This window comes from Hyphomonadaceae bacterium ML37, assembly GCA_027627685.1.
Lineage (GTDB): Bacteria > Pseudomonadota > Alphaproteobacteria > Caulobacterales > Maricaulaceae > Oceanicaulis.
In genome coordinates this window covers 1,818,051-1,837,903 of the sequence record CP091241.1, presented here as the reverse complement: position 1 = coordinate 1,837,903, position 19,853 = coordinate 1,818,051, and the positions used below count along the sequence as shown (strand labels likewise).

The window sequence follows — 19,853 nt, the reverse complement described above, 5'->3', positions numbered from 1 at the left end:
GCACGCGCACAACACCCGCCCGCGCGCCCCTTGTCTAGGAGGTTTTCCCATGCGGTTCGAACTCACCGAAGATCAGGCGATGATCCAGGACGCCGCGCGCAAGTTCGCCGACGACCGGCTCAAACCCCATGCCGCCAGCTGGGACGAGGAGAAGCATTTCCCCGTCGATGTGCTCAAGGAAAGCGCCGCCATGGGGTTTGCCGGCATTTACACGCGCGAGGATGTTGGCGGATCGGGCCTGAGCCGTGTGGACGCCGCGCTGATCTTTGAACAGCTCTCGCGCGGCTGCGTGTCGACGGCCGCCTTCATCTCCATCCACAACATGGTGTCCTGGATGATCGACACCTGGGGCGACGAAGACCAGCGCCAGCGCTGGCTGCCGAAACTCACCGCCATGGACATGATCGGCTCCTACTGCCTGACCGAGCCGGGTTCGGGATCGGATGCGGCCAGCCTGCGCACAAAGGCGGTGCGCGACGGTGATGACTATGTGCTCAACGGCGCCAAGGCCTTCATTTCCGGCGCGGGGGCCAGCGATCTCTATATCGTCATGTGCCGCACGGGCGGGGACGGGCCCAAGGGCGTGTCGGCCATCGTGGTGGAGAAGGACACGCCGGGGCTGTCTTTTGGCGCCAACGAAAAGAAGATGGGCTGGAATTCCCAGCCCACCGCCGTGGTGTCATTCGAAGACTGCCGCGTGCCCGCGGCGAACCGTCTGGGCGAAGAGGGCCAAGGCTTCCTGTTCGCCATGAACGGGCTCAATGGCGGGCGCATCAATATCGGCGCCTGCTCGCTGGGCGGGGCGGCGGAGGCGACGGATCTGGCCATCGCCTACGCAAAAGAGCGCAGCCAGTTCGGCAAGCCGCTCGCCGAGTTCCAGGCCACCCAGTTCAAGCTCGCCGACATGGCCACTGAGCTGGAAGCGAGCCGGCTCATGCTCTTGCGCGCCGCCGATGCGCTGGACCGCAAGGACCCGGCGGCGCCGAAGTACTGCGCCATGGCCAAGCGCTTCGCCACCGATCTGGGCTTCCGCATCGCCAATGAGGCCCTGCAGATCCATGGCGGGTACGGCTATCTGAAAGACTATCCGATCGAGCGCATCGTGCGGGACTTGCGCGTCCACCAGATTCTCGAAGGCACAAACGAGATCATGCGCGTGATCATCGCCCGCGAATTGCTGAAATAGCGTCGCGCGGCGCGGCCCGGCCAGCCCAAGAGGCGGACGCGCCGGGGCGGGTCAGGGCGTTTCAGTCCAGGGATTGATCACGGTCAGGCCGGCGGCCCTGAACGCGCTTGCGTCACGCGACGCCACAGCGAACCCGTGGGCGGCGGCGGTTCCGGCGATATAGCCATCGGGTGTGGGGAAGCCTTTCCCCGCCGCCCGGGCGCGGGCGGCGAGTTCGGCGTAACTCTGCGCGGCAGGAACGTCGAAGGGCAGAATCCGGGTGGTGAATTCGTGCAGCAGGGCGTCAACCCGGGTCGCCAGCAGGTCCTTCCGCTTGCCCTCCGGCAGGACGCCAACACCGAATAGAAGTTCCGCCACTGTGACACTGGACAGGAAGAACGCCTCGCCTGCGTGCGCGTCCATCCACGCACGAACCAATGGGTGAGGTTCGGGCTTTATTGCCTCGGAAACCACATTGGTGTCGAGGACGATCATTGGAGGCGTCCGTCAGTCAAACTTCATGGGCTCGGCCGGGCGTCTGTCGCGGACCAGTTCCAGCGCCTCAACATCGGCATTTGTCAGGCCCAATCTCCGGCTCGTCTCCGCCAACGCCGTGCCCAGCCCCACGCGGCCCTCGGGATGGACCGCCGCTTCCAGAATGGCGCGCATTTCCGCTTCCGCGCTGCGATTATGCTGCGCGGCGCGGATTTTCAGCGCGCGGTGCACGTCGTCGGGAAGATTGCGAATGGTGACAGCCGCCATGATGACGCCCTCCGGAACTTGATAGCAATGCCGTCATTATGATTGCATTGCTTGCATTTCTCAATCCCGCCTCGCTCCGATGACGTTCAGGAATGGCCGTGCGGCGGCTTTTTTGCGCCACAAGATTGGCGCTGGCCAACGGCCTTTAGATTGAATCTGGCCCGATTTTAAGTCATCGTGGTCAGAGTTCTGATCGGATGTCTGACCAGAACCAGAGGTCTGACCGGAAGGCGGAAAGGCTCGATCCCATGAAATTCGTCGGCGTGCGGGAAGCCAAAACCCATTTGTCGCGCCTGCTCGACGAGCTGGAACGCACCGGCGAGCCGCTCGTCATCACCCGTCACGGCAAGCCGGTGGCGACGATCTATGGGGCTGGCGCCGAACCGCAAGGGCTCAAGGGCGGGATGTTCGATGGTGATGGCCAGGCCGCGTTCAAGGACGACGCCGAAGCGCAGTCCGATCCCTTTGCCGAGGCCGAAGCTATGCTGAAGGCCGATCCCGGACTGCGCGACCGGCTGCGCGCCAGCCTGAAAGCCGCATCCACCAACGCTAAACGCCTCGAGCCGCGCCCGCGCAAGTTCTCCGGGCCGGAGCTGGTTGAGCTGTTCAGACAATTGCGGGAAACCCAGCCCACCGATCCTGTTCTGGACGCCATGAGCTGGGAAGAGCTTAAAGAGCTTGCCCGCTCGTGAGCGGAGAGCCGAAACTGATCGTGCTGGACGCGTCAGCCGCGCTCGCTTTCATCCTGCCTTCGAACATGACGCAGGCATCAGCCGCCTTCTTCGATACCATTGAGGCCGCCAACCTGACAGCGCCGTATATATTCATGTGGGAGACACTCAATATTCTGGCTCGCCACAGCCTTCATGCCCGGCGCGATCTCGAGAGGGATTTGGCTGCTCTGGAAAGGCTTGAGATCAATATTCAGGACGCCCTCGACAACACCCAGCTAGCCGCAGTCCTGGCGTTGGCTATGAAACACGCCTTCTCCCTCTTCGATGCGGCCTATCTCGCGCTCGCCGCAGAGCTTGACGCCCCGCTGGCGACGCGCGATGCGGGGCTGGTCAGGGCGTCTGCGCTTGCGGGCGCGCCATGTCTGGATTTGCGCTGAACAGGACGGACCCTATGACCGACGAACTGATCATCCGCCGCGCCGGCGATTGCGGGCGCATCACGCTGAACCGCCCTGGCGCGCTCAACGCCCTCAATCAGGACATGGTCGATGGCATGACATCAGCGCTTCTCGACTGGCGCGATAACGCGGAGGTCAAGGCGGTCGTGGTCGACGGCGCGGGCGAGAAGGGGTTCTGCGCCGGCGGTGATATCCGCATGCTCACCGAAAGCGGTAAGGCCGGCGACGGGCGCGCCTGGCGCTTCTGGCGCGACGAATACCGGCTCAACACGCTGATCCAGGAATACCCCAAGCCCTATATCGCCCTCATTGACGGCATCACCATGGGCGGCGGTGTCGGCGTGTCGGTGCATGGCGATTTCCGCGTGGCCGGTGACCGCACGATGTTCGCCATGCCCGAAACCGGCATCGGCTTTCACCCGGATGTGGGCGGGGCCTATTTCCTGCCGCGCCTGGCCGGCGAGATCGGGACCTGGATGGGCCTGACTGGCGCACGCCTGAAAGCGGCCGACTGCATCCTCACCGGCGTGGCGACGCATTATGTGCCCAGCGCGCTGCAAAGCGCGCTGATCGACGCGCTGGAGGGCACGGCGCTGGATCATGACGGCGAGCAAGTCGAGGCGCTGCTGGACCGGTTCGCTGCAGATCCCGGCGCTTCGGACCTGTCGCTGACACGGGCCCTGATCGACAGCGCGTTTGCGGGCGACGACGTGGGCGCCATGGCCGGGCGGCTGGAAGCGGCGGGAGACCCCTGGTCATCGAGTCAGCTGGACATTCTGCGGTCCAAATCGCCCACCGCCTGCGCGGTGACGCTGGCGGCCCTGCGCCGCGGCGTGGATTTGAGTTTCCGCGAGGTGATGATCCAGGATCTGCGCGTATCGATGCGCTGCCTGGATGACGGGTCGGACTTCTATGAAGGCGTGCGCGCGGTGATCCTGGACAAGGACAACGCCCCGCGCTGGGCGCCGGCCAAGGGCGATGTATCGAGCTGGTTTGCGCCGCTGCCTGATGATGAAGAGATGAGCTTTCTGGACGGATAAGTCTGGCGGGCAGCGCTTCAATGCGGATCGCGAGCGATGCCCACGCGATTGGCCATGGCGGCCGGGGTCGGGTCCTGTCGATTCGAGAAAAATCGGGGCCGCATTGAAGGCGGCTCCGGAAGGTCCGCATTGCCCGGCGTTACAGCTGTTCACGGCGAGAGCCCGAGGCCATTGCAGGACAAGGCTCCAGAAAAAATTTCAATTCGGAACGCTCTTGGCGCCAGCGGGTTATGCGTTGTGGGAGGCGTTCATGCCCACATCAAACCATACGGCCTATCGCGCTGATATCGATGGCTTGCGCGCAGTCGCCGTGCTGGCCGTTCTGCTGTTTCACGTCGACGCCAGCTGGATTCCAGGCGGCTATGTCGGAGTCGACGTATTTTTCGTCATATCTGGCTATCTGATAACCGGTGTCATTGCAGCTCAGAAAGAAGCTGGCGATTTTACATACGCAGATTTCTATCGGCGCCGCATAAAGCGGCTATTTCCGATCCTTTTCACTGTCATCGTCGCGACGATGATAGCGGGTTCATTCATTCTGGAGGAGGGCGCAAACGAAAGGCTCACGATTTCTGCCCTAGCGGGCGCCTTATTTGTAGCGAATGTATTTTTTACTTATAATCTGGATACAGGGTATTTTGCACCTGACGCCGCTTTTGAACCCCTATTGCACTTGTGGTCGCTGGGGGTGGAGGAGCAATTCTATCTGATTTGGCCAGTGGTGCTCGGCGTTTTCGGGGCCGTATGGATTCGCCGCAGCGCGGGGCTTTCGGCCGTTGCAGTCCTGTTATTATCGTCATTCCTGCTGGCAGAATGGCTCGTGCGGGATCATCCGATGTTCGCATACTACATGCTGCCGACGCGCGCAGGCGAATTGCTTGTGGGTGTGCTCGCCTTTGGTCTGGTCAGCCGCGGAGTTGGACAGAACCTGTCCCCAATCTTGCGGCATTGCCTTGCGCTGCTGGGGCTCGGCGGGATCGTATGGAGTTTTGTCGCGCTCGATAATGAGAGCGTGTTCCCGGGGCTGGTTGCGATCCCGGCGACAGCTGGCGCGGCCGCGATCATCTTCGCCGGCGCCGGTAGGCCCAATATTGTCGGCAGAGTTCTGTCGCTGAAGCCGATGGTGTGGATTGGTCTCCTGTCCTATTCTTTGTACCTGTGGCACTGGCCAGTGCTCGCGTACTTGAAGTATCTGATTGGAGATTTGAACATATGGCATCAATTGGCGGCAATCAGCGCCACCTTTTTGCTGGCGATTGCAGGCAATTATCTCATCGAGACGCCAGTTCGCCGGAGCCATGCAAGCTTCCGCACGATGTCGATCAAGGCCTTTGGCCTTCCGGCATTGTTGCTGACGGGTCTATGCGCTGCGGTTCTCGCTACGCAAGGGTTCGGGTGGCGTGCGTTCAATGACGACTACCGGCGCGCGGTCGAGGCCTTTTCGACAGCGTCGACCCACACGGTCGCACTTCCATTCGTCTGCTTTGCCGCCGACTGGGCTGGCAGAAACGCGGCGAACCCGGCGTGCCGTGTCAACGCGGACGGGCCGCCGCCTGTGCTGCTATGGGGCGACTCGAACGCGGCGCACTATGTCCCTGCGCTGAAGGTTTACGCCGAAGAAATCGGATTCGGATTTTTCAACATCGCCCACGGGCTTTGCCCGCCGTTTGTCTCGAACCCGGGGCATTTCACCGGCGCTGACCGGCGGGAGGCTTGCAATCGCTCGGCGCAGATCGTGCGGGAGTCAGCTGGTGATTATGAAACCATTATTCTGGCAGCCAGCTGGAACACATATCTTCGCAGCGACGACGCCGGCGTGCGAGACGCGCTCACGCAGACAATTGAGGACTTGAGGGCAGGCGGCGCGCGCGTGATCGTGTTGGGCCGCGTTCCTTCGCAGCCTGGATTTGATCGTGATTGCGACTGGAAGCGATTGCGCGTCCCGTTCCTGGAATGTGGTGCAGGCTCAGGCGTGCCAGAAAGTGAAATCACTGAATTGAATGCGATTGTATCCGAGGTGGCGACGCGCGCCGGGGCCGAATATTATGACTTCAATCAGGCCCTGTGCGTTGACGGCCTTTGCCGGACAACCTTGAACGGCTATCCGGTTTATTTCGATGCGGGCCATCTCAGTGCGCAAGGGTCGGAGACTGTCGGACGCGCACTTGTGCAGACGGATGAAGCGAGGCGCGTGTTCGGTTCGTTGGCTGATGGCGTGCAAGCGTCGGAGTGAAGCGGGCGGCCCGGTGATTTCGCAGCGCCACAGGAAGATGGGCCTGCGGCAGATTGGGCGCGATCTTGACTGGCGTCATGGCAACGGCAGCGCGGAGCGGCGGATCTGAGGGCCGGAGGCCGCAGAAGACCGGCCCCGTCGGCGCGATCGCCCCCGCTGAACCTTGATCACATCCCCCAAACCGGCGACACTGGCGTTAACGCTATGCCGGGGAGGGCGACATGGAGTTTCTTCAACAGGTGCTGGATTTTTTCCGCGCCGGGTTTGATCAGGTCAATGCAGTTCAGGGGCTGATCATCGCGCTGGTCGCGGCCATCCTGCTGCCCAGCCTGGGTCGCCTGCCCATGTTCGTCGTGGGCGCCGCGCTGGTGCATGTGGTCGTGGATGCGCTTCTGCCCGTGCTGTCGGGCGGCGCGGCCATCCTCTTGCCCCCGGTTCTGGAGCAGAGTTTCTGGCGCTATGTGGCCACGCTGCTGGCCGGTTATCTGATCGTGATCCTCATCCTGGGCCTCATCAAGCGGGTGGTTTTGCGGCGTTAACCCTGCCGTCGTCCCCAAGCGTGCCATGAAAGACACGCTGCAGGCGTGCGCACCCACTGAATTGGTTTATTTTTCCTTGCTTTCTGGTAAGGTTTTGGCAGTCTCCCCGCCATGCTTGGCCTGAGGGAGGCCGTTAAGCGAGGGGAACGCTATGGAATTCGTGGATATGATCTGGGGCTATATCGCTCCTGTCTGGAACTGGCTTGTGGCCGGCCTTGCCGTTCATGGTCCGCAAACCGCCGGCGGCGAGATCAACTGGACCTTTCTGGGCCTGCAAGTGGGCGTCATCGCGCTGGTGATGGCGCTACTGATGCAGCAATTCGGCGCGATCCTCATTTTCACCGTGCTCGGCGTGATCGTGCATGTGGTGGTGGATGTCGCCTTGCCGATGGTGCGCGCGGGGGCCGAGTTCGCCCTGCCGCCGGTGACCGAGATGAGCTATCTGCAGTACGCCGCCTTCCTGGCGCTGGGATATTTCGTCGCCATCACCGTGCTGTCGATCATCAAGTCGGTGGTGCTGCCGCGCCGCTAGGCGCCGACAGTCTGACAGCCTGCATCGCCGCCGGGCGCCGCGTCACTGCGCGCCCGGCGGCTTTGTGCGTCTTGGCGCAGGGCCTTGAGCGCGCTAAGCCTGCATCACGCAGACAGGAGAGCGCGCCATGGCCCAGGAAGACGATGTCCAGCTTGATGTGACCCGCGCCGGGGTGGCGGTCATTACGCTGAACCGGCCGGCCAAACACAACGCGTTCAACGCAGACATCATCGCGCGCCTGTCCGACATCTTCGAAACGTTGCGCACCAACGCCCGGGTGCGCATTGTCTTTCTGCGCGGGGCGGGCGGCAGTTTCTCCGCCGGCGCCGATCTCGAATGGATGAAGGCCGCGGCCGACTGGACCCATTCAGACAATGAAGAAGACGCGCTGGGCCTGGCGCGCATGCTGCACCGGCTCTACGACCTGCCTCAGATCACCGTGGCGCTGGTCCATGGCGCGGCCATGGGCGGCGGCGCGGGGCTGATGGCGGCCTGCGACATCGCGGTGGCGGTGAAAGATGCGAAAATCCGCTTCTCCGAAGTGCGCCTGGGCCTGACCCCGGCCACCATCTCGCCCTTCGTGGTGCGCGCCATCGGCCCGCGCTACGCACGCGCCCTGTTCGTTACCGGCGAGGGGTTTGACGGCGAGTTCGCCCATAAAATCGGCCTCGCCCAATATGTCGTCGACAGCGCTGAAGAGCTGGATGACATGATGGAGCACATCGCCAAACTCGGCTTTGACGCCGCGCCGGGCGCCGTGCGCGACGCCAAGGCGCTGGTGGACATGGTGGCGGGCGAAGACATCGACGATGGCCTGATGCGCAAGACCGCCCATAAAATCGCCGACCGCCGCGTCAGCGATGAGGGCCGCGAGGGGCTCGCTGCGTTCCTTGAAAAGCGCAAACCGTACTGGCTCGACTAAGGCCGCCGCGTGCTGGGCCCGCGCGCCGAGCGCACGCTTCACGCCTGGCGCGGCGCGCTGCACCGGCGGTTCGTGCGCGGCCCGTTGTCAGGGGCGCTGTTTGAATTTGTCGCCTTCGGGATCAAGCAGGCCTGGGCCTGCCTGTTCGGCGGGCTGATGCTCGCGCTTCTTCTGGCGACCTTCCTGTTCTGGCCGCCGGACGCCTGGATCGGGCGCTATGACGCCATCACCCTTGGCGCGGTGCTCATCCAGACCGGCATGCTCGCCTTCCGGCTGGAAAGCTGGGCCGAGGCGCGGGTGATCCTGGTCTTCCACGCCGTCGGCACGGTGATGGAGATTTTCAAGGTTCACGTGGGTAGCTGGGTCTATCCCGAAGTCGACGGCGCGGTGCTCCAGATCATGGGCGTGCCCCTTTTTTCCGGCTTCATGTATGCGGCGGTGGGCAGCTATCTGGTGCGCGTCTGGCGCATCTTTCATTTCCGGTTTCACCGCTTCCCGCCGCTCTGGCTTCAGGCGCTGCTGGCCATCGCCGCCTATGTGAACTTCTTCACCCACCACTACACCATCGATTCCAGATGGCTGCTCTTCGCCGCCAGCGCGCTGATCTACGGACCGTGCGTGGTGTGGTTCCGTCCAGATGAGCGCCACCGGCCCATGCCGCTGCTGCTGGGGCTGGTGCTGGTGGCGCTGTTCATCTGGTTTGCCGAGAATATCGGAACGTTTGCGCGCGCCTGGAGCTATCCGGGACAGGAGTTCAGCTGGCGCCCGGTGCATATGGCCAAGCAGGGCAGCTGGTATCTGTTGATGCTGATCAGCTTCGTGCTCACTTGCTTGGTGCGCGAGCGCGACCGGTGACGACCTTGCCTCTGCGGCGCGCTTGGCCCACAACGCCCGCGTCGAGTTCAATCGCTATTGCGGATTCCCCATGATCAACACACTGCTCATCGCGAACAGGGGCGAGATCGCCTGCCGCATCATGCGCACCGCGCACCGCATGGGGATCGCCACTGTGGCGGTGTACTCCGACGCCGATGCGCGCGCGCTCCATGTGCGCATGGCCGGGCAGGCGGTGCGGCTGGGTCCGTCGCCGGCGCGCGAGAGCTATCTGAAAGCCGATCTGATCCTGGAAGCGGCGAAGCAAACCGGCGCTGACGCCATCCATCCCGGCTATGGCTTCTTGTCAGAGAACGCCGATTTCGCCCGCGCCTGTCAGAAAGCCGGGATCATCTTTGTTGGTCCCGATCCTGAAGCCATTGACGCCATGGGTCTGAAAGACCGTGCCAAGGCGCTGATGGAAAAGGCCGGGGTGCCGGTGACGCCGGGCTATCACGGGCAAAATCAGGACCCGGACTTCTTGGCGAAGGAAGCCGGCAAGATCGGTTATCCGGTCCTGATCAAGGCCGTCGCCGGGGGCGGGGGCAAGGGCATGCGCAAGGTGGAGGCGCCGGATGCCTTCGCCGAGGCGCTGGCCAGCTGTCAGCGCGAAGCCGCGTCCAGCTTTGGCGATGACCATGTGCTGATCGAGAAATACATCACCAGCCCGCGCCATATCGAGGTGCAGGTGTTCGGCGACCGGCGCGGGCGCGTGGTGCACTTCTTCGAGCGCGACTGCTCGCTGCAGCGCCGCCACCAGAAAGTCATCGAGGAAGCTCCGGCGCCGGGTATGACCCCCAATGTGCGCGCGGCCATGTGCTCGGCGGCGGTGCGCGCGGCTGAAGCCGTGAGTTATGTCGGCGCGGGGACAGTGGAGTTCATCGTGGACGGCTCCGGGCCGCTACGCGAAGACGGCTTTTATTTCATGGAGATGAATACGCGGCTGCAGGTCGAACACCCGGTGACCGAAGCGGTGACGGGCTATGATCTGGTCGAGTTACAGCTGCACGTGGCGGCGGGCGGATCGGTTCCCGAACAGGACCGCATCGGCCTCAAGGGCTGGGCCATGGAGGCGCGCCTTTATGCCGAGGACCCGGCTACCGGCTTCCTGCCCTCCATCGGTCCGCTGGACCGCCTGGTCCTGCCGGGCAAGGCCGAAGGCGTGCGCACTGATAGCGGCGTGGAACAGGGCGGCGAGGTGTCGCTGCACTATGATCCCATGATCGCCAAGCTGATCGCCCAGGGCGGCACGCGCGAAGCGGCGATTGATACCCTCGTGGCGGGGCTGGATGATCGCACGGTGGTCTGGCCGGTGCGCACCAATGCCGGATTCCTGCGCCGCGCTCTGACCCATCCCGATTTCCGTGCGGCCCGCGTGGACACGCGCTTTATTGACGAGCGCCTGGACGTGTTGGCCCCCAAATCCCCCCCCGCCCTGAGCTGGATCGCCGGGGCGCTGGCGCTGGCAGGCGGCGGGCCGCTGGCTGCGCCCGCGCGCGATCCCTGGGATGTGCGCGACGGCTTCCGGGTCAATGGCGACCCGGTGTTTGAAGTGGGGCTAGACCATGCCGGCGCGCGCGTAGCCGTGCGTCTGGCCTTGCGCGATGGCCGTCTGGAGGCGCAGGCAGGCGACGAGACACTTGTGCTGGACGAGCCACATTTCGAACCTGGCCTGTTCACTGCGCGCCTGAAAGGTCAGCCGGTCAGCGCCCGCTTCGAGCTCTGGCAAGGCGGCGGCGCGCTGGTCGCCGCCCAGGGCGAAACCCACCTCATCACCGAATACAACCCCGCCGCCCAGGCCGACGCGCTGGAGGGCGGCGCCGCCATCCTCGCCCCCATGCCCGGCAAGGTCCTCTCCGTCGCCGTCAAGCCCGGCGACACGGTGAAAAAGGGCCAGACCCTGGTCGTTCTCGAAGCCATGAAAATGGAACACGCCCTGGCCGCGCCGCGCGACGGGGTGGTGGAGGCGGTCAACGCCGCCGCCGGCGTGCAGGTGAGCGACGGCGCCGCGCTGGTGGTGTTGAGCGAGGCGGAGGGGTGAGGGGGCACGGCGGTCTATGCAATAGCCGTTTATCCATAATGGTCGCCGGTTCTCGTACTGTCATCAAACATCAGGGGGAGTGGGAATGATTCAAGAAATCGTCTCTGTCGCGTTGGCGGTCAGTTTGGTGGTAATTCCGGTAGCGGGCATTGTGCAGCGCATCTGTCTCAAGAAAGGCATCGGCTGGCAATTTATTCGCTTCAACGTTATTGCGATGGCGCTACCGCTAGCTGGCTTGCTCGCGCTAAATGGCGCTTTGACCGGAGAGGCGTCCACACTCATCGCTGCGGCTATGGCCTACTCTTTCGGCAAGGGTGGAGGGAGTGACTAGAGATGCACGAAGAGTTCAAAAGTGAGTATTGCCCTCCAGATGTTGCTGGCCGCACCTCTGAATGGGAATCCATTCAGGAAACCTGGCATCTCCTGAAAAGCCCGGCCAACGCCAAACGCCTGCGCGCGAGCATCGCGGCGGCCGAGGCGGGGGAGACGACGGCATTCCCGTTTCCGGACGCGCCCGCCTAACCCCGCCCCATGGCCCCCCGCACATAGGGAACCGCCGTCCACGCGCTCAGGAAAGCGGCGAACCAGATTCCAACCGCCCAATAGACGAACCAAGCCTCGGGAGCGAGATTGATCGGGGTGGCAAGGTCCACTGTCACCAGCGCGAATGGAGCCGCAATAACGGACATGGTGAATGCGGTCTTTGCTTTTGCGGCTTTGGTCACTTTCAGCGTCGCAGTAGACGGTCTCGTGAACCTCAAAATTGTTACCAGCAGATCGCGGCCCACGATGAGCGCAACGGGAACTAAGAGCCACTCACTCCAACTGGGAACGGTCAGAAACGCGATCAGATATCCGCCGACCAGCACCTTGTCGGCAAGCGGATCCAATAGTGCTCCTAGCGCGCTGCGTGCATCAAGAATCTCCGCCAGCCAGCCATCCAGCCAGTCGCTGAGCGCTGCCAAGATGTAAATCACGGCTGCAACAGCACCCCAAATCAGATCGGAACCTTGCACATCGCCTGAAACGCTCACCGCGAGGCAATACGCGCCAAACACCCCCGCAGCCATGCGCGCCAGCGTGACGGCGTTGGGCAGGTGATGCAGGGGGCTATTCGTTGAAATGGTCATAGATCGTCCTCGCCAGGGTTTTGGAGACGCCCTCGACGGCTTCCAGATCGGCCAGATTGGCCCGGGCGATGGCGCGCGCCGAGCCGAAATGTTTCAGAAGCGCGCTCTTGCGCGTGGCCCCCACGCCGGGAATATCGTCCAGCGGGTTTTCGCGGATCTGGCGCTGGCGCCGGGCGCGGTGGCCGGTGATGGCGAAGCGGTGCGCCTCGTCGCGCAGGCGCTGGATGTAGTACAGCACCGGATCATTGGGCGGCAGGCGCACGGGCGGCTTGCCGGGCAGGTAGAACACCTCGCGCCCCGCATCGCGGTCCGGGCCCTTAGCCACGGCCGCCAGCGGAATATCGAGCAGCTCCAGCTCCTCCATCACACCCTGCACGGCCGACAGCTGTCCCTTGCCGCCATCGATCAGCACCAGATCAGGCGCCGGGGCGCCGTCCTCACGCTCGCGTTTCAACCGCGCAAAGCGCCGGCGCATCATGGCGCGCATCATGGCGTAGTCATCATCGGTGGCCGCATCATCGCCCTTCATGTTGAAGCGCCGGTAGCCGGTCTTCTCAAGCCCTTCCGGCCCCGCCACGATCATGGCGCCCTGGGCGTTGGTCCCCTGGATGTGGGAGTTGTCATAGACCTCGATGCGGGTTGGCGGCGCGTCGAGCCCGAACACCCGCGCGACGCCTTTGAGGAGCTGGGCCTGGGACGCGCTTTCGGCCATCTGGCGGGCCAGCGCCTCGCGGGCATTGTGGGCGGCCTGTTCCACCAGCTGCTTCTTGTCGCCGCGCTGGGGCTGGCGGATCTCCACACCATGTCCGGCGCGCAGGGCCAGAGCTTCGCTCAAAAGCGCGGCCTCGTCGGGCGCATGGCTCACCAGGATCAGGCGCGGGGCGGGCTTGTCGTCATAGAATTGCGCGATGAAGGCGGCCAGCACCCCGGCCTCGCCCGCATCGGCCTCATGGCGCGGATAGAAGGCGCGATTGCCCCAGTTCTGGCCCGCGCGGAAGAAAAACACCTGCACGCATGAGCGGCCGCCTTCTGAGTGCACGGCCACCACGTCGGCCTCTTCCAACCCTTCGGGATTGATGTCCTGATGGGTCGTCACCGCCGCGATGGCGCGGATGCGGTCGCGCAGGCGCGCGGCGTGTTCAAAGTCCATCGCCTCGGCGGCGGCGGTCATCTGGGTCTGCAGCGCCTCGCGCAGCTCGTTGGAGCGCCCGCGCAGGAAGCTCGTCGCATCGGCCACCAGCTCGGCGTATTCCTCGGCGTCCACATAATCCACGCACGGCGCCGCGCAGCGCTTGATCTGGTACAGCATGCAGGGCCGGGTGCGGCTCTCATACACGCTGTCCGAACAGGTGCGCAAAAGGAACGCCTTCTGCAGGGTGTTGAGCGTGTTGTTCACCGCGCCTGCGCTGGCGAAGGGGCCGAAATACGCGCCCCTGGCCTTGCGCGCGCCGCGATGCTTGGTCAGCTGGGGCGCCGCGTGATCACTGCGGATGAGGATGTAGGGAAACGACTTGTCGTCGCGCAGGATGATGTTGAAGCGCGGTTTCAGCCGCTTGATCAGATTGGCCTCCAGCAGAAGCGCCTCGGTCTCGGTGCTGGTGACCACAAACTCCATGGTGCGCGTCAGCGCGATCATCAGGGCGATGCGATTGGTATGGCCGCCGGTCTTGGCGTAGTTCGCCACACGGGCTTTGAGCCGTCTCGCCTTGCCCACATACAGCGCCTCCCCGTCGGCGCCATACATGCGGTAGACGCCGGGCTTCATCGGCAATTGCTTCACATAATCGGCGATGATCTGCGGCCCCGAACGCGCCTCGTCCGGCGCGCCAGCGGGGGCGGCGTCGTCAGCCGCATCCAGAGGCGGCGCATCGGGTCGGGCGGCTTTGACCATAAGCGGCAAGATAGGGTGCTGCGCGCGCGCCGTCAGCGGGGAGGGGCAGGTGGGGTTATCGGGAGAAGTCGGACCGGGCGTGGACGACAGCGATGATGCGGAGCGTTTGGGGGCGCGTCTCGAAGATCAGCACATGCGATGCGCGCCGCGCTGCGAATACGCTTTCACCTCTTCGCCGTAGCTTCCGCCAAGCGTAGTGGCTGTGAGCTGCTGCCGGGCGAAAGTGATCAGGTCCAGCATATAGGTCCGCGCCTGCTCCGGACCCCATTTATCGAGCGTGTAAGCATGGATCGCGTCCAGATCAGCCAGCGCCCTGACGCTGAACCGGACAGTGTCAGGACTGCGCGTCATAACGCGCCTGGGCTTCCGCCAGGCTCAGCGTCACGTCCGTGTCGACAGCGTCCGACAGGCGGTCATCCAGCAAATCGTCCAGTGTGATGCGCGCGGCGTCCAGCGCATCCTTGCGCCGTTCAATCAGGTCCAGCGCATAGGCCACCGCCTCATCGGCGCTGGCGAACCGGCCCGAGCGTACGAGCACGTCGAGGCGGGCGGCGGTTTCGGGCGAGAGCGCAGACATGAGCCTGAGTTTACCGCAAGAGCGGCCCGCGAGCCATATGGTGGCGAAGCGAACCCCCTACCGCCACCGCTCCAGGCTCACGCCGACGCTGTCCGCATCAGCCAGCGCCGTCAGCTTGTCGATGCTCAGGGCGAGGCGGGTGATGCGCGGGTCGGCGAACAGCGTGTCGGCGATGGTCTGGGCGAGGTCTTCTAGCAGGTCGTGGTGCCGCGCCAGCACGATCTGGCGCACGGCTTCGGCCAAAGCCGCATAATTGACCGTGTCGGCGAGCCGCCCGTCGGGATGGCAGGCAGTGGCGTCGACGTCGGCGGTGAGGTCGATGCGGACGGGCTGGCGCCGGCCGCGCTCTGAGTCATAGACGCCCACCTCCGCCTCCAGGCGCAGGCCGCGCACATGTACGCTGACGCGTTCGCCGGCATGGGCGGGGCGGGGCGAGGGGGCGTCGCCGGGGCGGACGGGTTCAAGCTTCATGGGCGCGGCGCCTCTTTCTTGTGCGGCGTTCAGGCTATATGCCCCGTGCGGGCGCGTGTGAACACTGGCTGGCGCCCTTTTGAGCAGACCGGAGCCCGTCCATGACCCCGACACATCCCGCCGGTAAAGGCGCAGCCCTGGTCACCGGCGCGTCCAAACGCATCGGGCGCGCGCTGGCCGAAGCTCTGGCAGAGGACGGCTACGCGCTGGCGGTCCACTACAACGCCTCGCGCGAGGAGGCCGACGCTTTCGTCGCCGCGATCGAGGCGAAGGGCGGCCGCGCGGCGGCGCTGGGCGCGGATCTGTCTGATCCCGACGCGGCAGCCGGCCTGATAGATGCGGCGCGCGCGGCGCTGGGGCCGGTCAGCGTGCTGGTCAATTCCGCCTCGGTGTTCGAGGACGATGCGTACGATACCCTGACCGCAGCCAGCTTCCGCCGCCATATGGACGCCAATGCGCTGGCGCCCGCGCTTTTGAGCCAGACCTTCGCCGCGCAGGCCCCTGACGGCGCGATGATCTTCAACCTTCTGGACTACAAGCTGTTCAATATGAACGCGGATTTCTTCTCCTACACGCTGTCCAAAGCCGCGCTGATGACCATGACCCAGATGCTGGCGCGCGCGCTCGCGCCCAAAGTGCGCGTCAACGCCGCGGCGCCGGGCCTGACCCTGCCCAGCCCCTATCATTCCAAGGAAGAATTTGAGCGCCTGCATCACGACAACCCGCTGGAATGCGGGCCGGAGCCGGATGATCTGGTGCGCACGCTGCGCTATTTCCTGGCTACGCCATCCGTATCCGGACAGATCGTGTGCGTGGATGGCGGACAGCATTTCGATCCGCGCCTGACGCGCGACGTGTTCGCGGCGCTGGGCGGGACAGACTAGGGGCGAACTCCTATTGCCCGCCGCGGGGGGTCTCAGTCAGCACGACAATCTCGCTGGGGTGGGCGAAGCGCAGCACGGCGCGGGCGCGTTCTTCCAGATAATCCACATCCACCGACCCGGTGCGCTCGTCGAGCCGGGCGACCCGGTCCTCCATGCGCTCGCGCTGGGCGCGGGTGGCTGCCAGCTCCGCCTCCACCGCTGCGATCTGGATCTGGATGCGGGCGTGATTATATACGCCCTGTTCCCCATTCATGGCGTGATAGCCGAAATAGGCGATCAGCATCGCCAGTCCGGCTGTCAGGCTGAACCGCTTTAGCGTGTTCACGGCCGTCTCCATCCACCGTCCGCCTTTTGCGGATCGTTACGGCGTGAAGCCTAGCCCGGGCAGGGTAAAGGAAGCGTTAGGCGAATCGAGTTCGGTCAGGTGATTCGGTGATTCGCTGCGCCTTACGCTGACGGCCCGTCGCCGCGCGCTGCATCGGCGTGGAAGCGGAAGGCTTTCAGCGCATCCAGCACCGGCGTGTCGTAATTGCGTGGCGTCTCGGCCGCGCCGGTGATCCAGGCGTACACATCGGTGTCCGGCGCATCCAGCAGGCGCTCGAACGCGTCCAGCTCTTCCGGCGACAGGCTGTCCAGCCGCGCCTGCGCGAACCGCCCCATGATCAGATCCGCCTCCTTGAACCCCCGCCGCCAGGCGCGGAAGGTCAGCCGCTTCTTGCGGTCAGCCGGATTGATGGGACGGTTCGGATCAGAAAACGGATCATCGCTCATGGGTGGGCATTTAGGTTTGAATGACCTCGGCGGGAAGGGGCTTTGGCGTATTGGGCTCAGCGAATTTGCCAAGGCCGATAATGCACGGACGCCCCTTACTCCAACCGCTCCGCAATCCACAGCTTGATGAGCGATTGCCGCGTTACGCCCAGATGGCGCGCCTGGCGGTCCAGCGCTTCCACGACCCAGGCAGGGAAATCCACGTTCACCCGGCGGGGCTGGTCATTGGGGCGCTGCGCCCTGGACCAGTCCACGGTGCCGCTGACGTCTTCACCGGCGTCGAACGCCTTGTCGAATTCATTAGCCTTCATAATAGGCGATCTCCTCTTTGCGGGCGCGGCGTACCGAGATGATCCGCACGGCGCCGGCTCTTGGCGTCCAGATAGCCGCCCAGTGGTTGTGCCCGATCCGGCCAATCGAGATGAAGCGCGGCTCATCATCAGTCCTCGCGGCCGCTTCCAGCATCCATGGGTCATTCCACAGAGCCTGCGCCTCAAGGAAATCGATTCCGTGTTTGGCGAGGTTAGCCGCGCTCTTGACGGGATCATGCTCAAAAATCATGGCGAAAATTAGTATAGAAATTATCCATTTTCAAGATTGGCGCTTGCCGACCCATGGCGCCACGCCGCCTTCCCAACCCCTTCCCCTCCCGCCCCGGCGCGGCTTAACTCATGCCATGCGCCCGCAATCGCTCTTCCCTCTCTTCGCTGACATCACCACGCTGAAGGGCGTGGGGCCGAAGCTGGCGGAGTTGATGTCGCGGGCGGTGGGCGGGGCGCGGGTGAAGGATGTGTTGTTTACGCCGCCCACCGGCCTCATTGACCGCACCCGGCGCCTGTTCATCTCTGACGCAGGCGATCTGGGCGGCGTCGTGACGCTGGAGGGGGAGGTGGAGGCGCATGTGCCGCGCCCAACGATGAAGCAGCCCTACAAGGTGCGCCTGCGCGACGAGACGGGGTTTCTGCATCTCGTCTTCTTCAACGCCCGGCCCGATTATCTGATGCGTGTGCTGCCCGTGGGCGCGCGCCGGGTGGTGTCGGGCAAGGCCGAGCGCTTCGGCTCTGAAATCCAGATTGTGCATCCCGATCTGATCGCCGCGCCAGGCGAGATCGCGGATGCGGACTTGCTGCAGCCGGTCTATCCGCTCACCGCCGGGCTGTCGGGCGCGGTGATGCGCAAGGCGGTGACCGGCGCGCTGGAGGCGGCGCCGGACCTGCCCGACTGGATCGATCCCCCGCTGGCCGCGCGCGAGGCCTGGCCTGGCTGGCGCGCCGCGCTGGCGGCGCTGCATGCGCCCGCGTCCGGCGATGATCTGGAGCCCCAGGCGCCCGCGCGCCGGCGCCTGGCCTTTGACGAGGTGTTCGCCCATCAGCTGGCCCTCAAGCTCGCCCGCCGCGAACGCCGCGCCCGCAAGGGCCGCGCGCTGGATGGCGATGGCGCGAAGGTGAGGGCGGTGATCGACGCCGCGCCCTTCACCCCCACCGGCGCGCAAGTACGCGCGTTCGAGGCCGTGCGCGAGGATTTGCGCGCGCCCGCGCGCATGATGCGCCTGATCCACGGCGATGTGGGATCGGGCAAGACCTTCGTCGCGGCGCTCGCCGCCGCCCATGCGGCGGAAGCGGGCGTGCAGACCGCCCTGATGGCGCCCACCGAGATCGTCGCGCGCCAGCATGCCGGCGTGCTGGAGGCCCTGCTGGCGCCCGCCGGCATTCGCGTCGCCGTGCTGACCGGCCGCGACAAGGGCGCGCGCCGGGCGGAGATACTGGAGGGGCTGGCGTCCGGCGCGGCGCACGTCGTGTGCGGCACCCATGCCCTGTTCCAGGAGGCGGTGGAATTTCACGATCTGGGCCTGGTGGTGATCGACGAGCAGCACCGCTTCGGGGTGTCGGACCGGCGCAGGCTCACCCTGAAAGGCGCCGCGCCGGACGTGCTGGCCATGAGCGCCACGCCGATCCCGCGCACGCTGACGCTGGCGGCGTTTGGCGATCTGGATGTCTCCCGCCTCGATGAAAAGCCCGCCGGGCGCATTGCGCCGGATACGCGCGTGGTCTCCGCCCAGCGCCTGAGCGATGTGGTGGACGGGCTCAAACGCGCCTTGGCCAATGGCGAGCGCGCCTACTGGGTGTGTCCGCTGGTCGAAGAGAGCGATATCTCAGACCTCGCCGCCGCCGAGGCGCGCCATCACATGCTGGGCGAGATGCTGCCCGGCCGCCGCGTGGGCCTCGTCCATGGCCGCATGCCCGCGCGCGACAAGCAGCAGGCGGCCGAGGATTTCCGCGCAGGCAAGATCGACGTGCTCGTGGCCACCACCGTGATCGAGGTGGGCGTGGACGCGCCCGACGCCACCATCATGGTGATCGAGCATGCAGAGCGCTTTGGCCTCGCCCAGCTGCACCAGCTGCGCGGCCGGGTGGGGCGGGGCGACAAGGCGTCCACCTGCCTGCTGCTCTATCACGGCCAGCCGGGAGAGACGGCGCGCGCGCGCCTCGACATCATGCGCCGCACCGATGACGGGTTTGAAATCGCCGAGGAAGACTGGCGCCTGCGCGGCTCGGGCGATCCGCTGGGTTTGCGCCAGTCAGGCCTGCCGGACTATCGCCTGGCCGATCTCGCCGCCCACGCCGACCTTATCGAGCTGGCCAGCGACGCAGCCCGCTACGAAACCGCGCGAGAGGACGTGTTCGGCGGGGATCGCGGCGAGGCGCTGCGGACCTTGCTCTATCTGTTCGAGCGCGATGAGGGCGTGCGCCTGATGCGGTCGGGGTGAGCCTCAAGACCGATATTTCGCAAGCGCAGCATCACCTTCAAGGCTTTACGCCATGGCCCGGCGCCTGCTACACGCCAAGGAGCCTCAACAGGGAGCGCGCAGTAACTATTTCGCGTGTGAAAT

General features: G+C 64.9%; 25 protein-coding genes. 14 read left to right on the top strand and 11 right to left on the bottom strand.

Going from position 1 to position 19,853, the window contains the following annotated elements; genetic code table 11:
* Nucleotides 1–49 precede the first annotated feature (49 nt).
* Nucleotides 50–1,186, top strand: coding sequence for an isobutyryl-CoA dehydrogenase (locus L2D01_09080; protein ID WBQ09046.1), 1,137 nt, complete (start codon nucleotides 50–52; stop codon nucleotides 1,184–1,186).
* A gap of 51 nt (nucleotides 1,187–1,237) precedes the next feature.
* On the opposite strand, the gene L2D01_09075 is transcribed toward L2D01_09080, so the two are convergent.
* Together L2D01_09075 and L2D01_09070 are read right to left on the bottom strand one after the other, a co-directional pair.
* Nucleotides 1,238–1,660 carry a type II toxin-antitoxin system VapC family toxin gene (locus L2D01_09075; GenBank protein ID WBQ09045.1) on the bottom strand — a complete coding sequence of 141 codons (423 nt, stop codon included), beginning with the start codon at nucleotides 1,658–1,660 and terminating at the stop codon, nucleotides 1,238–1,240.
* A gap of 12 nt (nucleotides 1,661–1,672) precedes the next feature.
* The gene (locus L2D01_09070) at nucleotides 1,673–1,927 is read right to left on the bottom strand and encodes a plasmid stabilization protein (protein WBQ09044.1); all 255 of its coding nucleotides are present in this window, start codon (nucleotides 1,925–1,927) and stop codon (nucleotides 1,673–1,675) included.
* Nucleotides 1,928–2,175: 248 nt separating this feature from the next.
* Here L2D01_09070 and L2D01_09065 point away from each other — a divergent pair, with 248 nt between their 5' ends.
* From L2D01_09065 to L2D01_09015, 11 genes are all read left to right on the top strand, one after another.
* Nucleotides 2,176–2,619 carry a type II toxin-antitoxin system Phd/YefM family antitoxin gene (locus L2D01_09065; GenBank protein WBQ09043.1) on the top strand — a complete coding sequence of 148 codons (444 nt, stop codon included), beginning with the start codon at nucleotides 2,176–2,178 and terminating at the stop codon, nucleotides 2,617–2,619.
* A complete protein-coding gene (locus L2D01_09060) occupies nucleotides 2,616–3,038 on the top strand; it encodes a PIN domain-containing protein (protein ID WBQ09042.1) in 423 nt (140 codons plus the stop codon). The genes L2D01_09065 and L2D01_09060 overlap by 4 nt, the downstream gene beginning before the upstream one ends.
* Before the next feature lie 14 nt (nucleotides 3,039–3,052).
* Nucleotides 3,053–4,099, top strand: a complete 1,047-nt coding sequence (locus L2D01_09055) for an enoyl-CoA hydratase/isomerase family protein (GenBank protein ID WBQ09041.1) — start codon at nucleotides 3,053–3,055, stop codon at nucleotides 4,097–4,099.
* Between the two features lie 250 nt (nucleotides 4,100–4,349).
* Nucleotides 4,350–6,332, top strand: a complete 1,983-nt coding sequence (locus L2D01_09050; protein ID WBQ09040.1) for an acyltransferase — start codon at nucleotides 4,350–4,352, stop codon at nucleotides 6,330–6,332.
* A 221-nt stretch (nucleotides 6,333–6,553) separates the two neighbouring features.
* A complete protein-coding gene (locus L2D01_09045; GenBank protein WBQ09039.1) occupies nucleotides 6,554–6,871 on the top strand; it encodes a hypothetical protein in 318 nt (105 codons plus the stop codon).
* A gap of 151 nt (nucleotides 6,872–7,022) precedes the next feature.
* Nucleotides 7,023–7,403 carry a hypothetical protein gene (locus L2D01_09040; protein ID WBQ09038.1) on the top strand — a complete coding sequence of 127 codons (381 nt, stop codon included), beginning with the start codon at nucleotides 7,023–7,025 and terminating at the stop codon, nucleotides 7,401–7,403.
* A 127-nt stretch (nucleotides 7,404–7,530) separates the two neighbouring features.
* Entirely contained in the window at nucleotides 7,531–8,325 is a 795-nt protein-coding gene (locus L2D01_09035; GenBank protein WBQ09037.1) for an enoyl-CoA hydratase-related protein, read from the top strand.
* A 9-nt stretch (nucleotides 8,326–8,334) separates the two neighbouring features.
* Nucleotides 8,335–9,180 carry a DUF817 domain-containing protein gene (locus L2D01_09030; GenBank protein ID WBQ09036.1) on the top strand — a complete coding sequence of 282 codons (846 nt, stop codon included), beginning with the start codon at nucleotides 8,335–8,337 and terminating at the stop codon, nucleotides 9,178–9,180.
* Between the two features lie 70 nt (nucleotides 9,181–9,250).
* Nucleotides 9,251–11,239 (top strand): acetyl/propionyl/methylcrotonyl-CoA carboxylase subunit alpha, encoded by a 1,989-nt coding sequence (locus tag L2D01_09025; GenBank protein WBQ09035.1) that lies wholly within the window; start codon nucleotides 9,251–9,253, stop codon nucleotides 11,237–11,239.
* A gap of 85 nt (nucleotides 11,240–11,324) precedes the next feature.
* Nucleotides 11,325–11,570, top strand: a complete 246-nt coding sequence (locus L2D01_09020) for a hypothetical protein (GenBank protein WBQ09034.1) — start codon at nucleotides 11,325–11,327, stop codon at nucleotides 11,568–11,570.
* A gap of 2 nt (nucleotides 11,571–11,572) precedes the next feature.
* Entirely contained in the window at nucleotides 11,573–11,761 is a 189-nt protein-coding gene (locus tag L2D01_09015; GenBank protein ID WBQ09033.1) for a hypothetical protein, read from the top strand.
* Here L2D01_09015 and L2D01_09010 read toward each other — a convergent pair.
* The 5 genes from L2D01_09010 to folB form a co-directional block, all read right to left on the bottom strand.
* Nucleotides 11,758–12,369, bottom strand: a complete 612-nt coding sequence (locus L2D01_09010; GenBank protein WBQ09032.1) for a CDP-alcohol phosphatidyltransferase family protein — start codon at nucleotides 12,367–12,369, stop codon at nucleotides 11,758–11,760. The genes L2D01_09015 and L2D01_09010 overlap by 4 nt on opposite strands.
* Nucleotides 12,350–14,260, bottom strand: coding sequence for an excinuclease ABC subunit UvrC (gene uvrC / locus L2D01_09005; GenBank protein ID WBQ11633.1), 1,911 nt, complete (start codon nucleotides 14,258–14,260; stop codon nucleotides 12,350–12,352). Before uvrC ends, L2D01_09010 begins: the two co-directional genes overlap by 20 nt.
* A 126-nt stretch (nucleotides 14,261–14,386) precedes the next feature.
* A complete protein-coding gene (locus L2D01_09000) occupies nucleotides 14,387–14,611 on the bottom strand; it encodes a type II toxin-antitoxin system RelE/ParE family toxin (protein WBQ09031.1) in 225 nt (74 codons plus the stop codon).
* On the bottom strand, nucleotides 14,595–14,837 hold the full coding sequence (locus L2D01_08995; GenBank protein ID WBQ09030.1) for a hypothetical protein: 243 nt from the start codon (nucleotides 14,835–14,837) through the stop codon (nucleotides 14,595–14,597). Before L2D01_08995 ends, L2D01_09000 begins: the two co-directional genes overlap by 17 nt.
* Nucleotides 14,838–14,894: 57 nt before the next feature.
* On the bottom strand, nucleotides 14,895–15,308 hold the full coding sequence (gene folB / locus L2D01_08990) for a dihydroneopterin aldolase (GenBank protein WBQ09029.1): 414 nt from the start codon (nucleotides 15,306–15,308) through the stop codon (nucleotides 14,895–14,897).
* Nucleotides 15,309–15,409: 101 nt separating this feature from the next.
* Between folB and L2D01_08985 the strand changes: the two genes are divergently transcribed.
* Nucleotides 15,410–16,192: an SDR family oxidoreductase gene (locus L2D01_08985; protein ID WBQ09028.1), complete on the top strand. Its 783-nt coding sequence runs from the start codon at nucleotides 15,410–15,412 to the stop codon at nucleotides 16,190–16,192.
* A 10-nt stretch (nucleotides 16,193–16,202) separates the two neighbouring features.
* Here L2D01_08985 and L2D01_08980 read toward each other — a convergent pair whose 3' ends face one another.
* The 4 genes from L2D01_08980 to L2D01_08965 form a co-directional block, all read right to left on the bottom strand.
* A complete protein-coding gene (locus tag L2D01_08980; GenBank protein ID WBQ09027.1) occupies nucleotides 16,203–16,517 on the bottom strand; it encodes a septum formation initiator family protein in 315 nt (104 codons plus the stop codon).
* Between the two features lie 122 nt (nucleotides 16,518–16,639).
* Nucleotides 16,640–16,963, bottom strand: a complete 324-nt coding sequence (locus L2D01_08975) for a succinate dehydrogenase assembly factor 2 (protein WBQ09026.1) — start codon at nucleotides 16,961–16,963, stop codon at nucleotides 16,640–16,642.
* A gap of 95 nt (nucleotides 16,964–17,058) precedes the next feature.
* Nucleotides 17,059–17,274, bottom strand: coding sequence for a BrnA antitoxin family protein (locus tag L2D01_08970; GenBank protein WBQ09025.1), 216 nt, complete (start codon nucleotides 17,272–17,274; stop codon nucleotides 17,059–17,061).
* The gene (locus tag L2D01_08965; GenBank protein ID WBQ09024.1) at nucleotides 17,264–17,524 is read right to left on the bottom strand and encodes a BrnT family toxin; all 261 of its coding nucleotides are present in this window, start codon (nucleotides 17,522–17,524) and stop codon (nucleotides 17,264–17,266) included. Before L2D01_08965 ends, L2D01_08970 begins: the two co-directional genes overlap by 11 nt.
* A gap of 115 nt (nucleotides 17,525–17,639) precedes the next feature.
* Here L2D01_08965 and recG point away from each other — a divergent pair, with 115 nt between their 5' ends.
* Nucleotides 17,640–19,730 carry an ATP-dependent DNA helicase RecG gene (gene recG, locus L2D01_08960; protein WBQ09023.1) on the top strand — a complete coding sequence of 697 codons (2,091 nt, stop codon included), beginning with the start codon at nucleotides 17,640–17,642 and terminating at the stop codon, nucleotides 19,728–19,730.
* Nucleotides 19,731–19,853: the final 123 nt, after the last annotated feature.